This is a genomic window from Nosocomiicoccus sp. HMSC067E10 (assembly GCF_001810835.1).
Taxonomy (GTDB): domain Bacteria; phylum Bacillota; class Bacilli; order Staphylococcales; family Salinicoccaceae; genus Nosocomiicoccus; species Nosocomiicoccus ampullae_A.
In genome coordinates, this window is sequence record NZ_KV802782.1 from 24,381 (window position 1) to 43,247 (window position 18,867).

General features: G+C 31.9%; 21 protein-coding genes. 3 read left to right on the forward strand and 18 right to left on the reverse strand.

Going from position 1 to position 18,867, the window contains the following annotated elements; translation table 11 throughout:
- Positions 1-119: 119 nt before the first annotated feature.
- From HMPREF2767_RS08370 to HMPREF2767_RS08405, 9 genes are all read right to left on the reverse strand, one after another.
- On the reverse strand, positions 120-434 hold the full coding sequence (locus HMPREF2767_RS08370) for a DMT family transporter (RefSeq protein ID WP_070623935.1): 315 nt from the start codon (positions 432-434) through the stop codon (positions 120-122).
- Positions 434-772 (reverse strand): DMT family transporter, encoded by a 339-nt coding sequence (locus HMPREF2767_RS08375; RefSeq protein ID WP_070623939.1) that lies wholly within the window; start codon positions 770-772, stop codon positions 434-436. Before HMPREF2767_RS08375 ends, HMPREF2767_RS08370 begins: the two co-directional genes overlap by 1 nt.
- A gap of 59 nt (positions 773-831) precedes the next feature.
- Positions 832-1,395 (reverse strand): TetR/AcrR family transcriptional regulator, encoded by a 564-nt coding sequence (locus HMPREF2767_RS08380; RefSeq protein ID WP_070623942.1) that lies wholly within the window; start codon positions 1,393-1,395, stop codon positions 832-834.
- Positions 1,396-1,502: 107 nt separating this feature from the next.
- Positions 1,503-2,114 (reverse strand): SCO family protein, encoded by a 612-nt coding sequence (locus HMPREF2767_RS08385; RefSeq protein ID WP_068128116.1) that lies wholly within the window; start codon positions 2,112-2,114, stop codon positions 1,503-1,505.
- Positions 2,115-2,182: 68 nt separating this feature from the next.
- On the reverse strand, positions 2,183-5,173 hold the full coding sequence (locus tag HMPREF2767_RS08390; protein ID WP_070623945.1) for an AAA family ATPase: 2,991 nt from the start codon (positions 5,171-5,173) through the stop codon (positions 2,183-2,185).
- Entirely contained in the window at positions 5,160-6,272 is a 1,113-nt protein-coding gene (locus tag HMPREF2767_RS08395; RefSeq protein WP_070623948.1) for an exonuclease SbcCD subunit D, read from the reverse strand. The genes HMPREF2767_RS08390 and HMPREF2767_RS08395 overlap by 14 nt, the downstream gene beginning before the upstream one ends.
- A 77-nt stretch (positions 6,273-6,349) precedes the next feature.
- Complete coding sequence (locus tag HMPREF2767_RS08640; protein WP_179853813.1) at positions 6,350-6,472, reverse strand: YvrJ family protein; 123 nt, start codon at positions 6,470-6,472, stop codon at positions 6,350-6,352.
- Positions 6,473-6,685, reverse strand: coding sequence for a DUF2922 domain-containing protein (locus tag HMPREF2767_RS08400; RefSeq protein ID WP_040928820.1), 213 nt, complete (start codon positions 6,683-6,685; stop codon positions 6,473-6,475).
- Between the two features lie 16 nt (positions 6,686-6,701).
- Complete coding sequence (locus HMPREF2767_RS08405; protein WP_070457246.1) at positions 6,702-6,902, reverse strand: DUF1659 domain-containing protein; 201 nt, start codon at positions 6,900-6,902, stop codon at positions 6,702-6,704.
- Positions 6,903-7,014: 112 nt separating this feature from the next.
- Here HMPREF2767_RS08405 and HMPREF2767_RS08410 point away from each other — a divergent pair, with 112 nt between their 5' ends.
- A complete protein-coding gene (locus tag HMPREF2767_RS08410; protein ID WP_040928822.1) occupies positions 7,015-7,491 on the forward strand; it encodes a DUF2621 family protein in 477 nt (158 codons plus the stop codon).
- A gap of 11 nt (positions 7,492-7,502) precedes the next feature.
- Here the strand turns inward: HMPREF2767_RS08410 and HMPREF2767_RS08415 are convergent, their stop codons facing one another.
- From HMPREF2767_RS08415 to HMPREF2767_RS08440, 6 genes are all read right to left on the reverse strand, one after another.
- The gene (locus tag HMPREF2767_RS08415) at positions 7,503-8,003 is read right to left on the reverse strand and encodes a CcdC family protein (RefSeq protein ID WP_068128104.1); all 501 of its coding nucleotides are present in this window, start codon (positions 8,001-8,003) and stop codon (positions 7,503-7,505) included.
- Positions 8,004-8,708 (reverse strand): cytochrome c biogenesis CcdA family protein, encoded by a 705-nt coding sequence (locus HMPREF2767_RS08420; protein ID WP_070623950.1) that lies wholly within the window; start codon positions 8,706-8,708, stop codon positions 8,004-8,006.
- 139 nt (positions 8,709-8,847) lie between these two features.
- The gene (locus tag HMPREF2767_RS08425) at positions 8,848-9,078 is read right to left on the reverse strand and encodes a YneF family protein (RefSeq protein WP_040928824.1); all 231 of its coding nucleotides are present in this window, start codon (positions 9,076-9,078) and stop codon (positions 8,848-8,850) included.
- A 103-nt stretch (positions 9,079-9,181) separates the two neighbouring features.
- Positions 9,182-11,167: a transketolase gene (gene tkt / locus HMPREF2767_RS08430; RefSeq protein WP_070624001.1), complete on the reverse strand. Its 1,986-nt coding sequence runs from the start codon at positions 11,165-11,167 to the stop codon at positions 9,182-9,184.
- A 16-nt stretch (positions 11,168-11,183) separates the two neighbouring features.
- On the reverse strand, positions 11,184-11,420 hold the full coding sequence (locus tag HMPREF2767_RS08435) for a DUF896 domain-containing protein (RefSeq protein ID WP_371327386.1): 237 nt from the start codon (positions 11,418-11,420) through the stop codon (positions 11,184-11,186).
- Positions 11,421-11,494: 74 nt separating this feature from the next.
- Positions 11,495-11,710, reverse strand: a complete 216-nt coding sequence (locus HMPREF2767_RS08440; RefSeq protein WP_068128097.1) for a hypothetical protein — start codon at positions 11,708-11,710, stop codon at positions 11,495-11,497.
- Positions 11,711-11,849: 139 nt separating this feature from the next.
- Here HMPREF2767_RS08440 and lexA point away from each other — a divergent pair, with 139 nt between their 5' ends.
- Positions 11,850-12,464, forward strand: coding sequence for a transcriptional repressor LexA (gene lexA / locus HMPREF2767_RS08445; RefSeq protein ID WP_068128094.1), 615 nt, complete (start codon positions 11,850-11,852; stop codon positions 12,462-12,464).
- A 751-nt stretch (positions 12,465-13,215) separates the two neighbouring features.
- On the forward strand, positions 13,216-14,790 hold the full coding sequence (locus tag HMPREF2767_RS08455) for an ATP-binding cassette domain-containing protein (RefSeq protein WP_070623957.1): 1,575 nt from the start codon (positions 13,216-13,218) through the stop codon (positions 14,788-14,790).
- Positions 14,791-15,309: 519 nt separating this feature from the next.
- Here the strand turns inward: HMPREF2767_RS08455 and HMPREF2767_RS08810 are convergent.
- The 3 genes from HMPREF2767_RS08810 to HMPREF2767_RS08465 all read right to left on the reverse strand — a co-directional run bounded on the left by HMPREF2767_RS08810 (position 15,310) and on the right by HMPREF2767_RS08465 (position 18,311).
- Positions 15,310-15,477, reverse strand: coding sequence for a hypothetical protein (locus HMPREF2767_RS08810; protein WP_168162136.1), 168 nt, complete (start codon positions 15,475-15,477; stop codon positions 15,310-15,312).
- A 197-nt stretch (positions 15,478-15,674) separates the two neighbouring features.
- Positions 15,675-16,658: a ribosome small subunit-dependent GTPase A gene (rsgA, locus tag HMPREF2767_RS08460; protein WP_070623960.1), complete on the reverse strand. Its 984-nt coding sequence runs from the start codon at positions 16,656-16,658 to the stop codon at positions 15,675-15,677.
- Between the two features lie 57 nt (positions 16,659-16,715).
- On the reverse strand, positions 16,716-18,311 hold the full coding sequence (locus HMPREF2767_RS08465) for an ABC transporter ATP-binding protein (protein WP_070623963.1): 1,596 nt from the start codon (positions 18,309-18,311) through the stop codon (positions 16,716-16,718).
- Positions 18,312-18,867 lie beyond the last annotated feature (556 nt).

Here is an 18,867-nt window from a genome sequence, read left to right on the forward strand (position 1 = left end):
ATATCCATATATCTAACAGAATCGCGATATTTTTGTTAAATAAAATCAGAAGAAATCGTTTTAAGTTATTTTAAGTGATAAAGTACATAAAAAGCGCGGCGATTTCGCACAACACCTCGTTAACTCACAGCTTTCAACCCAACGACTCCGATTATTATGATTACTAAACTAAAGACTCGTCCAAAGCTCTTTGATTCTCCGTAAAATATCATGTTTACAATCACCGCTGCGGCTGTTCCGATTCCAATCCAGACTGCATATGCGATACTGACTGGGAGATAGTTAAACGCTTGGTATAGTGATACAAATGCTCCTCCGAATCCTCCAAAGAATAGGAGAAAGTTTTTTATTGATTTTTGTTTACTAAATCCGTTTAATCCTATAACTCCAACGAGTTCTAATATTGCTGCTAAAAAGACGTATATCCAACCCATTATTTAACAACCTCTTTTTTATTTGTATCATCTGTTAAATTTAACGCAATGACTCCAATGACTAATAGTCCGATGAAAAACCCTTTTTCTATCGTAAAGACTTCGTCAAATAAGTATATATCCATTAATGCTGTTCCGACGGTCCCTGCTGCAGCAAATATTGCGTACACAGTTCCTGTTGGTAATGATTCACACGCTTTTGATAAGATTAAAAAATCTAAAATAATAATTGGTACGAGTATCGCCCAGTGCCACCACGTGGTCGCAACGTTAAATCCGTATATCCACACGAGTTCTAAGAAGCTCGTTAGAAAAACGTAAATCCATGCTTTGTTCATAAAAATCCCTTTCTAAATAAAATGAATGACTATCAGTCATTATAAAATAAAATTAAATACTACTTTAATCCGTTTAAAATAAACGTAAATAACTCTTCTTTATAGTCATTTACATTTTCTTCACTTGCTTCATCATATAAATACATCTGTTCAGCCAATGATTCGATCGAGCCGATTAAAATTTTTGATATAAATGCTGTATTTACCGTTTCTCTAATTTCACCGTTATTTTTACGTGGAATTAGTAATTGTTCTATAAAATCATAGAGTGGTGCGTATATCTTTTCCCAGTCACCGACGTACTGTGTTTGAGTAAGTCCTGAATAGATGAGTGTTGTCAGTGATTTGTATTCTTTTGTTATATTAAAAATCGTGTCGATCACCGATTTTATTTCTTCTTCAATTGACTCTCCAGTAACATTTTGTGAGAGTTCTTCTAATATTTTCTCAACCATCACTTCAGCAATTTTAGGCATGACGGATAGTTTTGAATCGAAATATAAGTAAAACGTACCCTGTGCGATCTCTGCTTTCTTTACGATTTCAGACACCGTTGCTTTCTCGATTCCTTTTTCTAAAAAGACTTCGATTGAAGACTCGATAATTCTTTCCTCTTTGTTCAAGTGACACACCTCCTAAAAATGACTGATTGTCATTCATATATCGTAACACAAATTTTCTAATTTTAGAAGATAAAAAACCACTAAGATTACTCTTAGTGGTTTAGGGTCTATAGATTTTTTGTTAACTTCTTAATGTCACTGACGATTTCTTCTTTAGGGAAACGCTTGTCTCCACTATCTACACCTGAGTAGTCTTTGATGATTTTCCCGTTTTCATCGACGAGATAAAACGATGTTCCGTGTGTAATTTGGTCACTACCTTCTGGTGGTGGTGCGACGATTGTTTTAAAGTTTTTCTCTGAGAATTTACGTATAAATTCATAGTCATACCCTGTAACGAATGTCCAATCTGCATTTAAATCATTGATATGATACATATCAATATATTCTCTTAATACTTCTGGTGTATCTCTTTTTGGATCTACTGAAAAACTTAAAATCGCATAGTTTTCTACACCGTCTTTTTCAAGGTCTTCTACGACAGACGTCATGTTATGTGTCATCGGTGGACATACTGTCGTACAGTTTGTAAAAATAAAGTCTACTAAGTATACTTTTCCATCCATGTCCGCTTTTGTAAATGTTTCATCGTTTTGGTCAACGACTTCAAAGTCATCCATCGTATTGCCGTATCGACTGCTTACGTCTACTTCTCCACCTTTAGAGCATGCAGATAAAACAATACTTGATAGTAAAACGAGTAATAGTAATCGCTTCACGATTATCCTCCTCAATATGTTCTATATAACTTGATTATCTCACATAACCTTTTTATATCAAATTGCCTTTATGACAAATAAGTTACAATATTTGTCATACTTCTTTCGTTTTCTGTTTCTACATATATAATGTTTTGAAGTCGTGTTTTTAATGCCTCAACGTGTGATATAATTCCGACCATCTTTCCTTTCGTTTGAAGGTCGACTAACGTGTTAATCGCAGTGTTAAGTGTTTCTTCATCTAACGTTCCGAACCCTTCGTCGATTAAGAGCATATCCATGTTAATGCTACCCGCTTCATGTTGAATGACTTCAGAGAGTGATAAACTGAGAGCGAGACTTGCTTGGAATGTTTCTCCACCTGAAAGTGTCGCGATATTTCTCGTTTCGTTGTTAAAGTGATCAAATACGTCGATGATGAGCGCGTCTGCCGCATTAAACGTATCTTTTCGTCGCAATTCATAACGGCCATTCGTCATTTCTGTGAGTCGCTTATTGGCATAAACTAAAATCAATTCTAAATAATGAATCAGCACAAATCGTGACAATGTTGGATGGGTTGAATTTCTACCTTCACTATTACCGTTTATAATTTTTGCTAAGACTTCGAGCTCGCGAACACGTTTCTCGTCTTCGTTATATGTGTTAATAGAATCCGTTAATTTTTCTATTAATGCCTCGTCACTATTTAATTGATATTCAGTCTCTGTAATAACGCGTTGTAGCTCATCTTTTTGAACTTCTAATAGTTTCAAGTTTTTTTCTTTAGGGGTGATATCTATCACTTCAAAACTTGTCAGTGATTCTTTTAACGTGTTTAATTTTATTTCTAGCTCGCGCACTTTACTGTAAAACGTATCGACTGTTTGCTGTAACGCTTCGTCATCGATTTTAAAATACGCTTCAATATTTGTTCGGTCTACTGTGTCATAAGTGTTTAAAAATGATTCAACTTTTGGTGTATATTCATTTAAATCACGGTGAAACGATTCAATATTATCTTTGACTGATGATAACTCTGTGTGTAATTTGGCGATGTTTAATTCGATGTTTTGTCGTTTAGACTCTGCTTCTTTTAACGAACGTTCATGAAGATTAACAGAATTCGTTAGTTTAGTGATTTTCTCTTCTAACGCTGTATAATCATTTAGTCCAGTCTCCGCAATAAATGATTCTTTCGTTTGTGTAAGATTTTTTAACGATTCATTTTTATATGAGAGTGCCTCACTTGTTTTTAATCGTGAATCTTTAAGCTCGTTAATTTCATTCATTAACTTCTCTTTACGTTCTAACTGTTCGCTCACATTTTTAAGCTGTTCATCAATATTTTGAAGTTTGAATTCTAACTTAGAAAAGTCTTCTCTTAACTGATCACCATCATATTTAACGTCACTAATATTTGACTCTGTCGCTTCTATATGAATCGTCAAACGATCAATATCTTTAGTGCACTCATTTTCTCGATTCATTAATTCAGTTAACCTGTCTTTTGTTTCAGCATCCATCACTTCTTTATGTTCTGGATACGTTTCGACAACTGTTTGACAGACTGGACACGGCTGACCAATTTCTAAATGAGACAGTAAATGATTGATCGCGTCATTTGTTTCGAGTGAAATATCATTAAATTGTTTAACTATACTTTCTTTATCTTTAATGACTATAGCTAAGTCTTCAGACAGCTTTTCTTTTTGTTGAATATAAGACTCTAGCTGCTTTATTTTCTTCTCTTCCGCTTTCTGCATTTCAATATCTCGTTTGATATCGTTCATCGCGATTTGAATAGAATGTTTTTCTTCTTTTAAAGTGTTCAGTACATCAATACTCGCGTCGTTCGTTTCTAATTCTTTTTCTTTTAATGAGATGTCACTATTTACTGTTTTAAGTGTGTCTTCAGACTCTTTTATTTCTTCCTCAGTGTTTAAAATAGACGCATCAAGATTTTTATATTGCGCCGTATCATACTTATTTAAAAGTGAAAGATGCTCTTTTTGACGTTCGATCACTGTTTCTTTTTCTTTTAGTGCTTTTATCTCATTCGTAACTAACTCATTCTTTGCCTCTTCACTGTTTAAATCATTCGTTAAAGTCTCTTCTTGTTTTGTTGATTGACGTAGCTTAACCGCTACATTTTTTTCAAGATGAAATACTTCTTTAATTTTAGACAGTTCATTTACTAATTGTAATGTACGTTCTGTTTCTTTTATTTCATCAGATCGATCGCGTAATTCAGTTAACGCTACGTTTGTTTTATTAAATTCTGTTAACCGTTCATTGTGCTGGTGATCTTTTTGTATCTCTTTTAATAACTTTTCTATGCCTAATTCAACGGGCTCTATTTCTTTTTTCTTTTTATTTAGCACACGTCTGTCTTGATCAATTCTTTCTTTAAAAGATTTTAATGACGTGTTAAATTCTAAAACTGGTTCATCTGAAACAGATAATAACTGCGTTTCAATTTCTTTATAAAGTAATTGTCTTTTATTGTCCTTATCTTTATATTCTTTATAAATACTTTTGTACACGTCGTTAAAACGCTCCGTGCCAAATAATGTTTTTAAAATTTCTTCTTTATCTTTTGTATTTGCAGTGAGTAACTTTTTAAACTCACCTTGCGGTAACAGTGCAATTTGTCTAAATTGTCTTGCTGACATATGAAGGAGTTCTTCGACATATTTAGACACTTCTTGTAATCCAGATACGATAAGCTCTCCGAAGTCATTATAAATTGCTGCTTGACCTGTCGTTGGATTTTTGTTCGTTCTTTTTTTGTATGTTAATGTACGCTCAATTCGGTACTTTTTACCACGATGATAAAAATCTAAATTAACTTTTGACAATTCGTCGTCACTTGCAAACTGGCTTCTTAAAGACTCACCACCTCTACTCTCTGTAGAAGCTGTCGCAAATAATGCATACGTAATCGCATCAAAAATCATAGATTTCCCAGAACCCGTGCGCCCTGATATTAAAAATAATGAGTCGTTTAAGCGTGTGAAATCAATCGTTTCGTTTTTATATGGACCGATAAACTCCATCTGTAATTTAATTGGTTTCATCTGTAATCCCTCTTAAATGTTTATTAAACGTTTCAAATTCAAACTCTGTTGGTTCACGACCTGTAAATTTTTCATAAAACAACTTAAAAATTTGATCGTCACTCGTGTTATTCGTGTCTATCTCGATTTCATCGTTTTCATAGCGTTCAATTTTTCGTGATAATACGAGCGTGTTTTTATACAGTTGTTTTAACGCTGTCATCGGTTCCGTGAACCCTTCCATATCGGTTAACTCAAATTTGATGTATGCGTCTTTATCTTCAATTTCTACTTCACCAGTAATAATATCTTTAAAACTGCCTTTAAAATGGATGAGGTCGTGAAGTAATTCAAATTCGATAAATTCAACTGTGTTCTTATCAGTATCAATCACTTTAAAACCTTTTTTATCGTTCGCTTCATCGAAACTATATTTCATAATCGCACCACTATAAAATGTTTGATTACTATTAAATGCGTTATGTCGATGTAAATGACCGAGCAATGTAAAATCGAACGGTTCAAAAATTTTATGAGACACTTCTTCCGTTAAACCGATTGTAATTTTTTCTTCGGATTCTGACTCTTTACTTCCAGAAACAAATAAATGGCCGACAAGTATATTATTTTCTCGTTTAAAATTGTTTGTAATCTCATCTATAACACGGCGATATGCTTTTTCGAAAGTATCGATCGTGTCATCATTAAAATAATGTCTCACTTCTGGTATTTCAATATACGGTAATAAATAAAAGTCAACGTCGTTAAACGTTACTGGAGTAAAACAATTTTTTAGTTCAGTATTTACGTAAAAATGATTTGCTTGAAACCACTCACTACGTGCGTCGATGTATGGCTTACTATCGTGGTTCCCACTTATTAAAAATAATGGTTTTTTTCGTACTAAATTGATTTCTTTTAAATAATAGTTTAAGACGTTCATCGCTTCTTGAGACGGTTGTTTTTTATCGTATAAATCGCCAGCTATTACGACCGCATCGACCTCGTTCTCGTCAATATATGTCAATAACTGATCGAGCACATAGCGCTGATCGTCAATTAAAGATTGGCGGTTTAAACGTTTGCCGATATGCCAATCTGCTGTATGTAAAATTTTCATAGTAGCACCTCTTTACTCATCATTCTATACGAGTTAGAAATGTTTTAAAAACAAAAAAAGCCCCGAAGGGCTTTTTGTTAGTTCGATAGATTTTGAAGTGCCATCACTACTTGGTCGAGCTTTCGTTCCATACGGTGCAAGAGGAAGAACGTGATGACGATAGGAAATCCAACATCACTAACGAGTTGTGTAATATCCATTTACACGAGCGTTTCAACGTCTTGAGTGACAATTTTGGCACTCTTTAGACGTACTGGTGCACCGTCTTTTGAAATTAACGCTTTTGAGTCGATGATTTTTTGAGCTTCTAACTCGACTTCCTCTTGAGAGAGTCCATCTTTTGGTTCATTAATCGTGAAGTTAAATACTCCTTCATATTCTGTTTCAAATTGTAATATAAGTTTTCTAGACATTTTGTTTCCTCCTTAATTAGTTTACTTCTTCCGTAATGACTTTAAATACGTTGACGTATTTTTCTCCTTTTAAGTTACCGTATGCTTCACTTAATCTCAGTAAAGCATCATTTCCTGTGTGTACTGAAAGACGATTTAACGTACGTGTCTTTAAAACCTCTTTACCAGACATGTCCTCGCTTTCGTACACAAACTTTGCTGCTAGTGATTTAATCATGTGTCTCACCTCCTTACACCCTATATATCGTTCCATTTAGAAAAATGGACATAAATATTTTTATTTTCTATAATCTAGTTAAGAGGTGAAGGACGTGTATAGTGATTTTGTCATGTGGATGATCGCTTTATGGGGATTCTTAATGATTGGACTCCTTGCGATTGGTGGATATTTTATGTTTAGAAAATTTTTAAAAGCATTGCCAAGAGAAGATGGATGGTCAGAACTCGATTGGCAAGAGTATTATATAGAACAAGCATTACCATTATGGAACGATGAAGCACGAGAACTGTTAGACGAACTTGTGTCACCTGTACCACAATTATTTAGAGACGTAGCGAAACAAAGAATCGCCGGACGTATATCAAAAATAGCGTTAGATGAAAAAGTAGATACAATTCATTTAGACCAAATAATGAAAGGTTATATTATCGCAACTCCAAAAAGAGATCACGGTTTTATGAAGAAAAAACTGGACGAGCTAAACATCGACTATAAACCATACGAAAAGCTCTTTGAACTCGCAGACGATGAAAAACAAAAATTCTCTATATTTGAACAAACAGAAGCATTAAAAAAGGTTGAGTAATTTATCATTACTCAACCTTGTTTCTTTTTAAATTGTAAATAATGTAAGACCATCGATGTACGCCATATAACGATCATCGTAAATGCGAGTAGGAAAAACATCCCACCGATTTCACCAGGTGTAATTTCTTGAGATAGAATCGTCTTCATAAATGTACGGATAATTAAAAGTCCGACGAGTATAACTGGGAATAGTTTGGATGCTTTAACGTATAATTCGTCATCTTTTACTTCATACTTCGTCGTAAGTAATAGTGCAAATGAAAATACGATACCGACGACTACCGCTTCAAGTATCAAATGATTATCTAAACGAAAATATGGGAACAAGAACATCAACGCACCCGTTGACATCATAATCGGTGGGATAATAATTTTCTTTAAATGTAGCGGTGTTTTTGTTTCATTATTTCTCCAAAGAATGACGAGTAACCCCATTATAATCGCACCGATCGATGCGATTATAAATAGCGTATCCTCATATTCTTTTAGTAAAGCGAATAATTCATTCATTTAAAACCCTCTAAACTCTCCAAAGTACGGTGATAACCAAATAATAATCTTAGTCAGACCGTCAAAGTATAATAAAATACCCATTAAAATCATAATTACGCCGCCGACTTTCATTAGAATGCCAGAATATTTAACAATCCAACGTGTACGAGAGACGAAGAAACTTAATATGAAGAACGGTACTGAGAATCCTAAACAATAAATGACCATTAACATTAATGCATTTTCTGGCTCTGTTGCGCTCATCGCAAAAATTGCACCGATAATTGGTCCGTTACATGGAGTCCACCCTGCAGCGAACGCCATGCCGATTAACACAGAGCCTACAAATCCACTCGGTCTATTTTTAAATTCGATCTTTCTATTTTTATTTAAGAAGTCGAAGTTTAAAATACCCGTAATAATTAAACCAAATACGATAATTAGTGTTGCACCTATTTGTTGGATTAGTTTCGAATATTCGATGAGTACTCCACCAAAAAATGACGCACCAAATCCAATGGCGATATAAATGATACTAAACCCAACGAGGAAGAATAACGTATGTAAAATTGCGCGTAAGTTAAAATTACGATTTTGAACTTCGTCAAAGCTCATCCCAGTAATGTATGAGATAAATGCCGGGAATACCGGTAATACACATGGGGATACAAAACTTAGCACGCCTGCTCCAAATGCTAAGAAAAAAGTAACTTCACTACTCAATTTACTGCCTCCATTTCATATATATTAAGTGTATCATCTAAACGAATGAACTGCTCTATTAACAGTAATATATATATGACAAATTATCAAAATAAAAAGCACGCCTCTTAAATGATTCAAGAGACATGCTTCATATCAGTTATTTTTTAACGTCTTTCATGTTTTTATTCATCATAGACATCATTTGATTAATTTTCTTTTGTGAAGGTTTTTGACCCATCTGCATCATCATCATTCTTAACACGTCTTCGTTAATTGGTGGATTTTTCTCTAAGTAATCCATCATATATTTTCGTGCCATATAAAAACCAAGTGCTGTACCAGCAATTAGTGCGACGATAACGATTAAAATCCAAATCCAAGTTGCCAAACGACTCACCTCTTTCCAAATTTCAACATTATAATTGTACATGAATTTAAAATTACGTTCAATGCATTTAAAACATCCTGTACAGTGTACAGGATGTTTGTTTTTAGTCTTCTAAAATAATATTTACTAAGTTGTCGACTGTGTAGCCGTATTTTTCCATTACGTAATCACCAGGTGCACTTGCACCGAATGTGTCGATCGTTAAGTACTTACCGTCAAGACCGACAAATCTTGCCCATCCGATACTCGCTGCCATTTCTACAGCTGTTCTATTTTCGATATGTTTATTTAATACGCTGTCGATATACGCTTTACCTTGTTTAAAGAATGTTTCAGTATCTGGTAATGATACGACTTTAATGTTGACGTCTTTTTCTTTTAAAACTTTTGCCGCTTCAATCGCAAGTGACACTTCACTACCTGTCGCAAACACAATTGCGTCGTCTCCATTATCATACGCAACGTACCCACCACGTTTTACACCTTCAGCAAGCGTCACTTTGTCTATATCTAACGCTTCGACGTCTTGGCGCGTTAATACGAGTGCTGTCGGAGTATTTTTAGATTCAACTGCACGTTTCCAAGCTTCACGTGTTTCGTTACCGTCAGCAGGACGAATGACGTTTAAGTTTGGAATTGCGCGAAGTCCAGCCAGTTGTTCAATCGGTTCGTGTGTTGGTCCGTCTTCACCGACGGCGATTGAGTCATGTGTAAACACGTATGTGACTGGTAACTGCATTAACGCACTTAAACGTACAGCTGGTTTTAAGTAGTCACTAAATACAAAGAATGTACCGACGTACGGTAAAATTGCACCGTGTGCTGCCATACCGTTCGCTGCAGCTGCCATCGCAAACTCTCTTACACCAAACCAAATGTTACGTCCGCTATAATTACCTGGTAAAAATGCTTCTTCAGCATTGACTAGCGTTTTGTTTGATGATGCTAAGTCAGCTGCTCCACCGAATAACGTTGGTATGTTTTCTGATAGTTTTTGAATGACGTCACTTGAACTGCCACGTGTCGCCTTTTTAGAGCCGACTTCGTATGTTGGTAAGTTCATGTCATAATCCACTGGTAATTTACCGTTAATTGCATCTACTAACGTATTGTATAAATCTTCATTACTCGCTTTATATTCTTCCATTAAAGCGTTCCATTCGTTCTCTAACTCTTCACCACGTTTGTTTAACGTTTCGTTAAAGCGCTCATATACGCTATCATCTACGTGGAATGACTTTGTGTGGTCTAAACCATAATGATCAAACGCACTCTTTCTTTCATCTTCACCGATTGGCGCACCGTGTGAATCACTTTTACCTTGTTTGTTTGGTGAACCATATCCAATAATTGTTTTTACTTCAATTAATGACGGCTTATCTGAAGATTTCGCTTTTTCAATCGCTTGACTGATTGCTTCTAAGTCGTTACCGTCTTTTACGATATGATAATCCCAGTTATATGCTTTAAAACGACCTTCAATATTCTCAGAGAAGCTCATATCTAAATCACCGTCGAGTGAAATATCGTTAGAGTCATATAATACGATTAACTTATCAAGCGCTAAATGCCCGGCAAGTGATGCAGCCTCGTGAGAAATACCTTCCATTAAGTCACCGTCACTTGCTAGTACGTACGTATAGTGATCGATAACGTTATGTTCTTTCGTATTAAACTTAGCTGCTAAATGAGCTTCAGCCATCGCCATACCAACACTCATTGCGAAACCTTGGCCAAGAGGACCTGTTGTAATTTCTACTCCGTCAGTATGCTTAAACTCTGGGTGTCCTGGTGTTTTTGATTCGTATTGACGGAATTCTTTAATGTCGTTCATAGAGATTACACCAGAAAAATGAAGTAAGCTGTATAACAGCATGCTTCCATGTCCCGCACTTAAGATGAAGCGGTCTCTGTTAAACCAGTTTACAGATTTACTATTAAAGTTTAAGTGGTCTTTCCATAACGCATACGCCATCGGTGCAGCCCCCATCGGAAGTCCTGGGTGTCCTGAATTTGCTTTCTCAATTGCATCGATAGACAATGCACGGATTGAATTGACAACTAATTGGTCAGTTTGATCAAAAGTCATAGTCATTTAAATCTCCTTAATTATTTCTTCTTCTTTTTTGAATGTCTTTTACTTTTTGAGGTGTAACATCGTTACCCTCTGGATCAATCACTGTCGCATTTTCAATTTGCGATCTAAAGCTACTTCTAAAGTTTTCTAAATACTCTTTTCTTAGTGCATTCAGTTCTTCAAGATCATCTTTAGTAATCTTTTCTTCACGCTTTAACTTCGCTAAATGGTTCAGTCGTTTTAATTTTTTATCATCTAACATGATGACTCATCCTTTCTACTTAAATTTACCATAAAAAAACGCATTCGGCTATATTGCCGATGCGCAAATATCATATATTATCTGTTTAATGTTTTACTTGCGAATTCAAGTGTATCGTTCGTATCACTGTTCGCTATTTGATCTTGTACAAAAAATGCCGCTTGTGATGACCCGAATACATGATCGAGTTCATAAAGTGGTGCATGTATATAAAAATCTATTAAAAAGTAAATGCTTAACGTGATAAGTAAAGCTGTAATCGCAAGTATTGTAATTTGTTCTTGTTTAACCATGTTTCATCTCTCCCGAACATTTGTTTGTACTATCATATTAATAGAACACGTGTTCGTTGTCAAGAGATTACGAACAAATGTTTGTACTCAGCATATACATATGCTAAAATTAAGTTAACTCAATATCGGAGGAAATATTATGGAACAATTAACCGCTCGTCAAAAAGAAGTACTTCAATATATTAAGCAATGTGTAAACGAACAAGGGTACCCACCGAGTGTCCGTGAAATTGGGAATGCGATTGGTTTACAATCGAGCTCTACTGTCCATGGGCATTTAAGTAAATTAGAAGAAAAAGGCTACATTAAACGAAATCCAACAAAACCTCGTGCAATTGAAATTGTTGGTAATGAGTTTGAAGAAAAAGTAGCTGTCATTCATGCACCAGTACTCGGTAAAGTTACTGCTGGGTTACCGATCACTGCTGTTGAAAACGTCGAAGAATACTTCCCACTTCCAGAACATTTAACTGCTGGACATAATAGTGAGGTATTCCTACTTACAGTTGTCGGAGATAGTATGATCGAAGCAGGAATTCATGACGGAGATAAAGTCATCGTTAGAAAGCAGAATATCGCACATAACGGGGAAATTATCGTTGCGATGAACGATGAAAACGAAGCGACAGTAAAACGTTTCTATAAAGAAAAAGGCTACTATAGACTGCAACCAGAAAATAGTACGATGGATCCAATTATTTTAGATTCAGTCACAGTACTTGGTAAAGTAATTGGTCTATATAGAGAGTTATAATTTTTATTAAGATAAACATTGTTTTCAATGTTTATCTCAGGCTGTAGACAAAGTCTCAAATGAGATGACGTTTACAGCCTTTTTTATAAAATATAATTTACTTCTACGGTAGTTTCTTAATCACTGTAACTAAATTTTTTAAAATATAATATTAAAACTATTAATTGTAGAAAATAAACTATGACAGAAACATAAAAATGCAATGTATTGTCTTCAAATATATATTCATCCATTAATTCTCCAGATGTAAAATTTAATAATATACATATTATAGTTAATGTTAATGTGCCTATAAGAATAATTATAGATCCATCATTCTTTTTATTTGTATACAAATAAGTTATAGTCCCCACTGAATTTAGTATTATGATAAAATATATAAGTGAAAAAACATTATAAGTTAGCATATTTATTCCTCTTTTCATTTTAAATGATATAATTTATTATAATGAATCAATTTAATTAATCAATTAAAAGAGGGTTACTTCAAATTAATATAAAAGGGAGTTTTTTTATTTGTAAGTATTAAAAAATTTAATACATCTAAAAGAAAACAAAATTCATTTATTATAATGTAACGCAAAAATATATGGTTGTACTTCAGGAGGAAAGAATATAATTACAAATATATTTAGATATAAATCATATTATATTAAGGTACCTCAATTCATATATTATTTTAAAGATGAAGTAGATAATTCTCCTCATAATAATAGTAGACCGGATTATAAACTAAAAAGGAAAAATGGCTATGAAAGATATACTTTTAAAAAATAAAAAATTTGTCATTATTACTTTTATTCTTACTCTATTTACATCTATATTGACTGTTTCTGTTCCTATTGTATTATCTAATATTTTTAATAATGATTATAAGATTAATACTTATAATTTTACACTGCTTATTGTATTTATGTTTGCTACATATGCAATTCAAATTTTAATGGTAATTATACGAGAGAATTTTGCATTAAAATTTAATGTTGATTATTCTAAGGAGTTATATTCAAAGCTATTTAATATGAAATACGATTCAATATTAAATCAAGGTTCATCCTATTTAATTGATCGTATTGCTCAAGTTGTTAATAACTTATATCTATTTTTAATCAATAGTCTGGTAGGTATTATAAGCAATATAATAATACTCATTGTTTCTCTTACACTTATTGGTTTTATAAATATCTACCTTTTTCTAATGCTATTATCTCTAGTTCCTATCAATTATTTAGGCTATAAATTTATTAATAAAAAACTCCATGAAAAAAGTAAAATTATGCAAGAAGAAACATCTTCAGGCTACAAAGATTTAATAGCTGTTTTTAAAAATATTGATATGGTTAAACAAGAAAGTGATTATAAAAGAATAGAAAATTTAATCTCTCCGTCAATTTATAGAATATACGACTCAATGGCAAACGTAAATAAGTTTGGTCAGAGTAGAAGTTTAATTATCAAATTAATCAATAGTTTTGTTCAGAATCTAATGTTTCTTGTCTTAGCTTACTTAATATTTACAGGAAAAACACAAATAGGAGATTTAGTCGTTGCAAGTGTCGTGGTTCCAATATTTTTTACTGCACTTCAAGGATTCACAAATGTAAACTTAGAATATAGAGATTTAATAGTATCAAAAGAATTTGTAAATGAATGTATTATTAATGAACAAGAAGAACAAAAGGATTTTAACATAAAAAGTATTAAATCTATATATTTTGGTAAAGTTGAATTCGATATTGCTAATAAAAAGATTTCTCATAAAATAAATACAACTTTTTCTCCTGGGGACATCATCTATGTAGATGGTCCTTCAGGGTCAGGAAAAAGTAGTTTAATGAAAGCTTTATTAAAGTTCAGAGATTCTACAGGTATATGTATCAACGACTATAACTTAGAAGATATAAACACTCTATCTTTAAGAAGTCATATGTTCTATTTATCTCAAGAAAATGCTATTTTACCGTTTACTTTAAAAGATAACATTCGTTATGGATATGAGAATGATAATTATAATTGGAATAATTTAAAGGATTCTGAATTAATGAAATCTATTCTGAATAATCACGACTTAGACGATAAATTATTAGATCAAGGTAATAATTTATCTGGTGGAGAGAAACAAAGAGTAATGCTGGCTAGATTGTTAATAGAAGATTATGATGTTGTGATATTAGATGAAGTGACTAGTAATATCGATAAAAAATCACAAAATATTATCTTAAATACAGTACTTAATAACATGAAAAATAAAATAGTATTTATCATTTCTCATGATTTATCAGTTAAAGAATTTTGTAATAAAGAAATTAAAATTAATCACAATTAATTATTTTAAATTATATTATGAAAGATATGTTTTAATAGTCGACTAAATTAGATTTAATATCTTAAATACTAAAGACTCTCTTACTCTAAAAAGTAAGGGAGTCCTTAGTAAACTCTAAATTACTACAAATATTTTTATTATTTTTGTTAGGATTTATCTTAAATGAAATAAAACCGTATCTTCTACCATCTTTTTTCTTATAATTCCCCTCTGAGTTATGTCCAACAAATTGTCCCTTATTCACCATACATAAACGGCATTATTTCTCTCGTCTTGTCGGATAAATTCTTTACATAAATTAAATATTCTCTTACTTTAGTCGGATCTTTCATCATATTATCTACCAACTGAAATAAACATTGTTTTCAATGTTTATCTCAAGCTGTAGACAAAGTCTCATATGAGATGACGTTTACAGCTTTTTTACAACTTATATGTAAGCTTAGAAAAGACGAACCTATTTTAAATTCTGAAAACGGTTCGTCTACATTCTGATAGCACTCTATAGAGCGCCTTGCTTTAGTAATAGTTATAAATCATTAACTCTTTTAAATCGCCTATATAAAATTCATTAATTGTTTGTGTCATCATATTATTATCTGTTTCTGTTAATTTAAACTCATCATCTACTAATAAATGATCAAGTGCTCCTTCTAACGTATGGTAGAAACTTAATTTTATAGACAAAAAACAATAACATAAATAGTATTTGTACATATATAATTATACTGAGTAAATGAACTTTAAAACAATAAAAAATAACCGTTTAATGAGTAATAAAATTCATTTATTAAAAGGTCATATGCCTTTAATTAGAAAAAGAATAATATAAAACTAACTTTAAAAATCTAAGATAGACCTCAAAAAGAAAGGAAGCATAAACATTATTTATGCTTCCTTTCTTTTTGTTTTTGATGACGTATCTGTCCGTCGATAATTCTTTTATTTTCTAAATATCGTTCATAGTAATCTTCGCTAATATCGCCTTCATTTATTGCTTTCTTTACAGCACAACCTGGTTCATGTGAATGTGTACAATCTCTAAATTTACAGTATTTAGATAACTTCATAATGTCAGAAAAAAGAATGGACTCATCTACAGAATGTACCGCATTAATTGTTTTAAAACCTGGTGTATCTATGATATATGCATTTAACAAGTCATTATATAGCATTTGAGTATGTGTTGTAGTATGTTTACCTTTCCCATCCGTACGCACTGATTGCGTGTGTTGGTTGTCTTGACTGAATAAGTTATTAAATAACGTTGACTTTCCTACTCCTGAAGCTCCTAATAAAATAGAAATTGAATTTTTCTGAATTAATTGTTTAAAGTCTTCAATATTATCAGTATTAAAATTAGACAATAAAAAGATATTTAATTCTGGATAAAACTTATTTATTTCTTTACGCATACTTTCTGTCTTATCTCTATAATCTGCTTTAGTGATAACAATATTTAAATGAATATCTTTCTTTTTAAAAGTTAAAATATATCTTTCTAATTTACCAATTGTAAACTTTTGATCTGCTGCAATAAGTATAAACACGTTGTCAACATTAGTTGCTAGTATTTGTTCTTTACTTTTATCATGATACGACTTCATCGTTGTACTTGCTTCTTTAGAAACCACATTTCTACGCTTCAATACTTCTACAATATAGTGTTCATCATCTAAATTCACAACATGAACAAAATCCCCAACGAATACTTGAACGCTAGAAATTTGGTTTACTGCTATTACTTTTCTATATATATTATTATTTAAGTATATATCATAGTAATGACCATACTTTACAATAACTCTTCCGACTTTATTTATATCTAAATCATTTTTATTCGAATATTCACGAATACCGTAATCCATATATTCACCATCTTCTTACTAATAAATTTTACGTCCCATAATGCACTTTAAAATATTTTACAAGTAATAAATAGTATCTAATCTGCTTTTTATGTCATCTGTTAAGTGATGCGATATTATTATCACTGTTTTATTACTATTTAAAATATCTTCCTCTATAATAGAAGCACTTTCTCTATCTAAAGCGGATGTGCCTTCATCAAATAATATAATCTCTGTATCTCTAATTAACGATCTCGCATATGCAATTTTCTGTTTTTGTCCACCAGATAAAATATTTTCATTAATGATATAACTCGAGACATCCTTATCTATTGTCCATTCACTTAATCCAACTTTATCCATCAATTTAGCAATATCTATTTGGTTATTAGCGTTTGAAATATCAATATTCTCTAATAATGTGCCAACTATAATCGGAGATTTTTGTTCAAGGTATGTAAATTTATTCACCCAGGAATCTTTTGAAAATGTTTTTACATCTTTTCCATCAACTGTTATAGCACCATCATAATCATTAATGAATCCCATCAAAAGCTTCAAAATCGTTGATTTTCCCGATCCAGATGGTCCTACTAACGCATACTTTTTACAAGGCTCAAATTTTAAATTCACATTATCAAGCACAACTTCATCATCATATTTAAAGCTAACATTTGAAAATTCAATGCCTTGTGAAATAGTTAATAGTTCTTCCTTATTATTTACTCTTCTCTTACTTTTGAAAAACTTCTCAAATATTGGTTGCGTTGTTTTTAACTCTACATAGTTTGAACTAATCCCCATCAAACTAGTAAAAATAGTTGCAGAAAAATATTGTGCTGCTGTAATCGTACCAATTGGGGCGATATTTTTAAAAAATAACAATGCAGCAACTAGTAAAATAGCCACTTGACTTATTAAACTAACAAAATTATTAGTACCATACATATATCCTGTTAAAGTGGCCAAAGATATTTTTTTATTAGCCAATTTTAATGATTCTTTTTCAAATTTTTCAACAAGTATTTTTTCATTATTTGTACTATAATACAAATCGTATTTATCGAATATATCATTAGAATAATTTGTGAATTTTTCATTGGCATTTGATACTTCATTAATTTTTCTATTCATTGATTTACTAAAAAATTTGGGTGTGATAATCATAATAATAGCAAAGAAAAATACCGCTATGTTTAAACTGAAATGAAATGAAAAAAGAGCGATACTACTAAAAGTTATCGTAAAAATTTGAGTAATAATCATTTGTAAAGTTGCATACCCATAATCATTAATCATATTAATATCATTTGTCATCCAAGAGGTATACTCTCCACTACTCTTTTGATGAAAATCTTGATATTCAATATTTCCTAAATGTTCTGCAATATCAATACGTATCTGAGTATTCATTTTCTGAACAACTTTTGTATAATACCATGAATCTAAATGAATCTGAAGAGACCAAATAATAAGAGAGACTATCATGATTAATATCCACATGTAGAACTTTTTTACGTCATGATTTGCTAAACTTGTTAGCGCATAGGAACTAGAAATGCCCCAAGCAGTTAAAGTCAACGATCCAAGTGCTATAATACATAGCATAAAAAAATTTTCTTTTTTAAAAGGTTTAATGTAATAAAAAATAAACGTTTTACAAAAATCCAAATACTTCATCTCCTACAAATCTTTTATTAAAGTAATTTCGAAAATAAATCATTAATACCCCTCCTCGACAATATAATAAAGAAAAATCATTTTTATCCACATATATAGATGTAGTCACTTCCGCATCCAGTATACGCTACCATCTCTAAAAAGATGAACTGGGAAGTTATTTATATTTTAATTTCTATGTTAAAAAATGAAGTTTCTTTTAAACCTAATTTTTCATTAGTATTACTTCTTACATAGAGATTACTCTATTGACAGATTAATGTAAACCCTTACTTTCAGTTCTTTCTATCAGCTCACCATCTTTCATTTTCTTTTTTCAGGTCCTAATATAAAATAAATATGTTCAATTTTATCTTGATTAAATTTTAATCCTACTTCATCATTATCTACTGCATACACTACATTTGGTATCTTTCCTGTATTTTGACCAACTTCTAAAATTTGTTCGTTTTATGTACATAATAAAATAGTAATCAGTATTATAAACCTAATAAATAAACAATTTAATAATTAATGTTATATGAAGATGATAGATATAATGGTAGAT

Excerpts from the sequence above, each read along its gene's own strand:
- HMPREF2767_RS08370 (WP_070623935.1), bottom strand. The coding sequence starts at position 434 with ATGGGTTGGATATACGTCTTTTTAGCAGCAATATTAGAACTCGTTGGA.
- HMPREF2767_RS08375 (WP_070623939.1), bottom strand. The coding sequence starts at position 772 with ATGAACAAAGCATGGATTTACGTTTTTCTAACGAGCTTCTTAGAACTC.
- HMPREF2767_RS08390 (WP_070623945.1), bottom strand. The coding sequence starts at position 5,173 with ATGAAACCAATTAAATTACAGATGGAGTTTATCGGTCCATATAAAAAC.
- HMPREF2767_RS08395 (WP_070623948.1), bottom strand. The coding sequence starts at position 6,272 with ATGAAAATTTTACATACAGCAGATTGGCATATCGGCAAACGTTTAAAC.
- HMPREF2767_RS08640 (WP_179853813.1), bottom strand. The coding sequence starts at position 6,472 with ATGGATATTACACAACTCGTTAGTGATGTTGGATTTCCTATCGTCATC.
- HMPREF2767_RS08400 (WP_040928820.1), bottom strand. The coding sequence starts at position 6,685 with ATGTCTAGAAAACTTATATTACAATTTGAAACAGAATATGAAGGAGTA.
- HMPREF2767_RS08405 (WP_070457246.1), bottom strand. The coding sequence starts at position 6,902 with ATGATTAAATCACTAGCAGCAAAGTTTGTGTACGAAAGCGAGGACATG.
- HMPREF2767_RS08410 (WP_040928822.1), top strand. The coding sequence starts at position 7,015 with ATGTGGATGATCGCTTTATGGGGATTCTTAATGATTGGACTCCTTGCG.
- HMPREF2767_RS08415 (WP_068128104.1), bottom strand. The coding sequence starts at position 8,003 with ATGAATGAATTATTCGCTTTACTAAAAGAATATGAGGATACGCTATTT.
- tkt (WP_070624001.1), bottom strand. The coding sequence starts at position 11,167 with ATGACTTTTGATCAAACTGACCAATTAGTTGTCAATTCAATCCGTGCA.
- HMPREF2767_RS08440 (WP_068128097.1), bottom strand. The coding sequence starts at position 11,710 with ATGGTTAAACAAGAACAAATTACAATACTTGCGATTACAGCTTTACTT.
- lexA (WP_068128094.1), top strand. The coding sequence starts at position 11,850 with ATGGAACAATTAACCGCTCGTCAAAAAGAAGTACTTCAATATATTAAG.
- HMPREF2767_RS08455 (WP_070623957.1), top strand. The coding sequence starts at position 13,216 with ATGAAAGATATACTTTTAAAAAATAAAAAATTTGTCATTATTACTTTT.
- rsgA (WP_070623960.1), bottom strand. The coding sequence starts at position 16,658 with ATGGATTACGGTATTCGTGAATATTCGAATAAAAATGATTTAGATATA.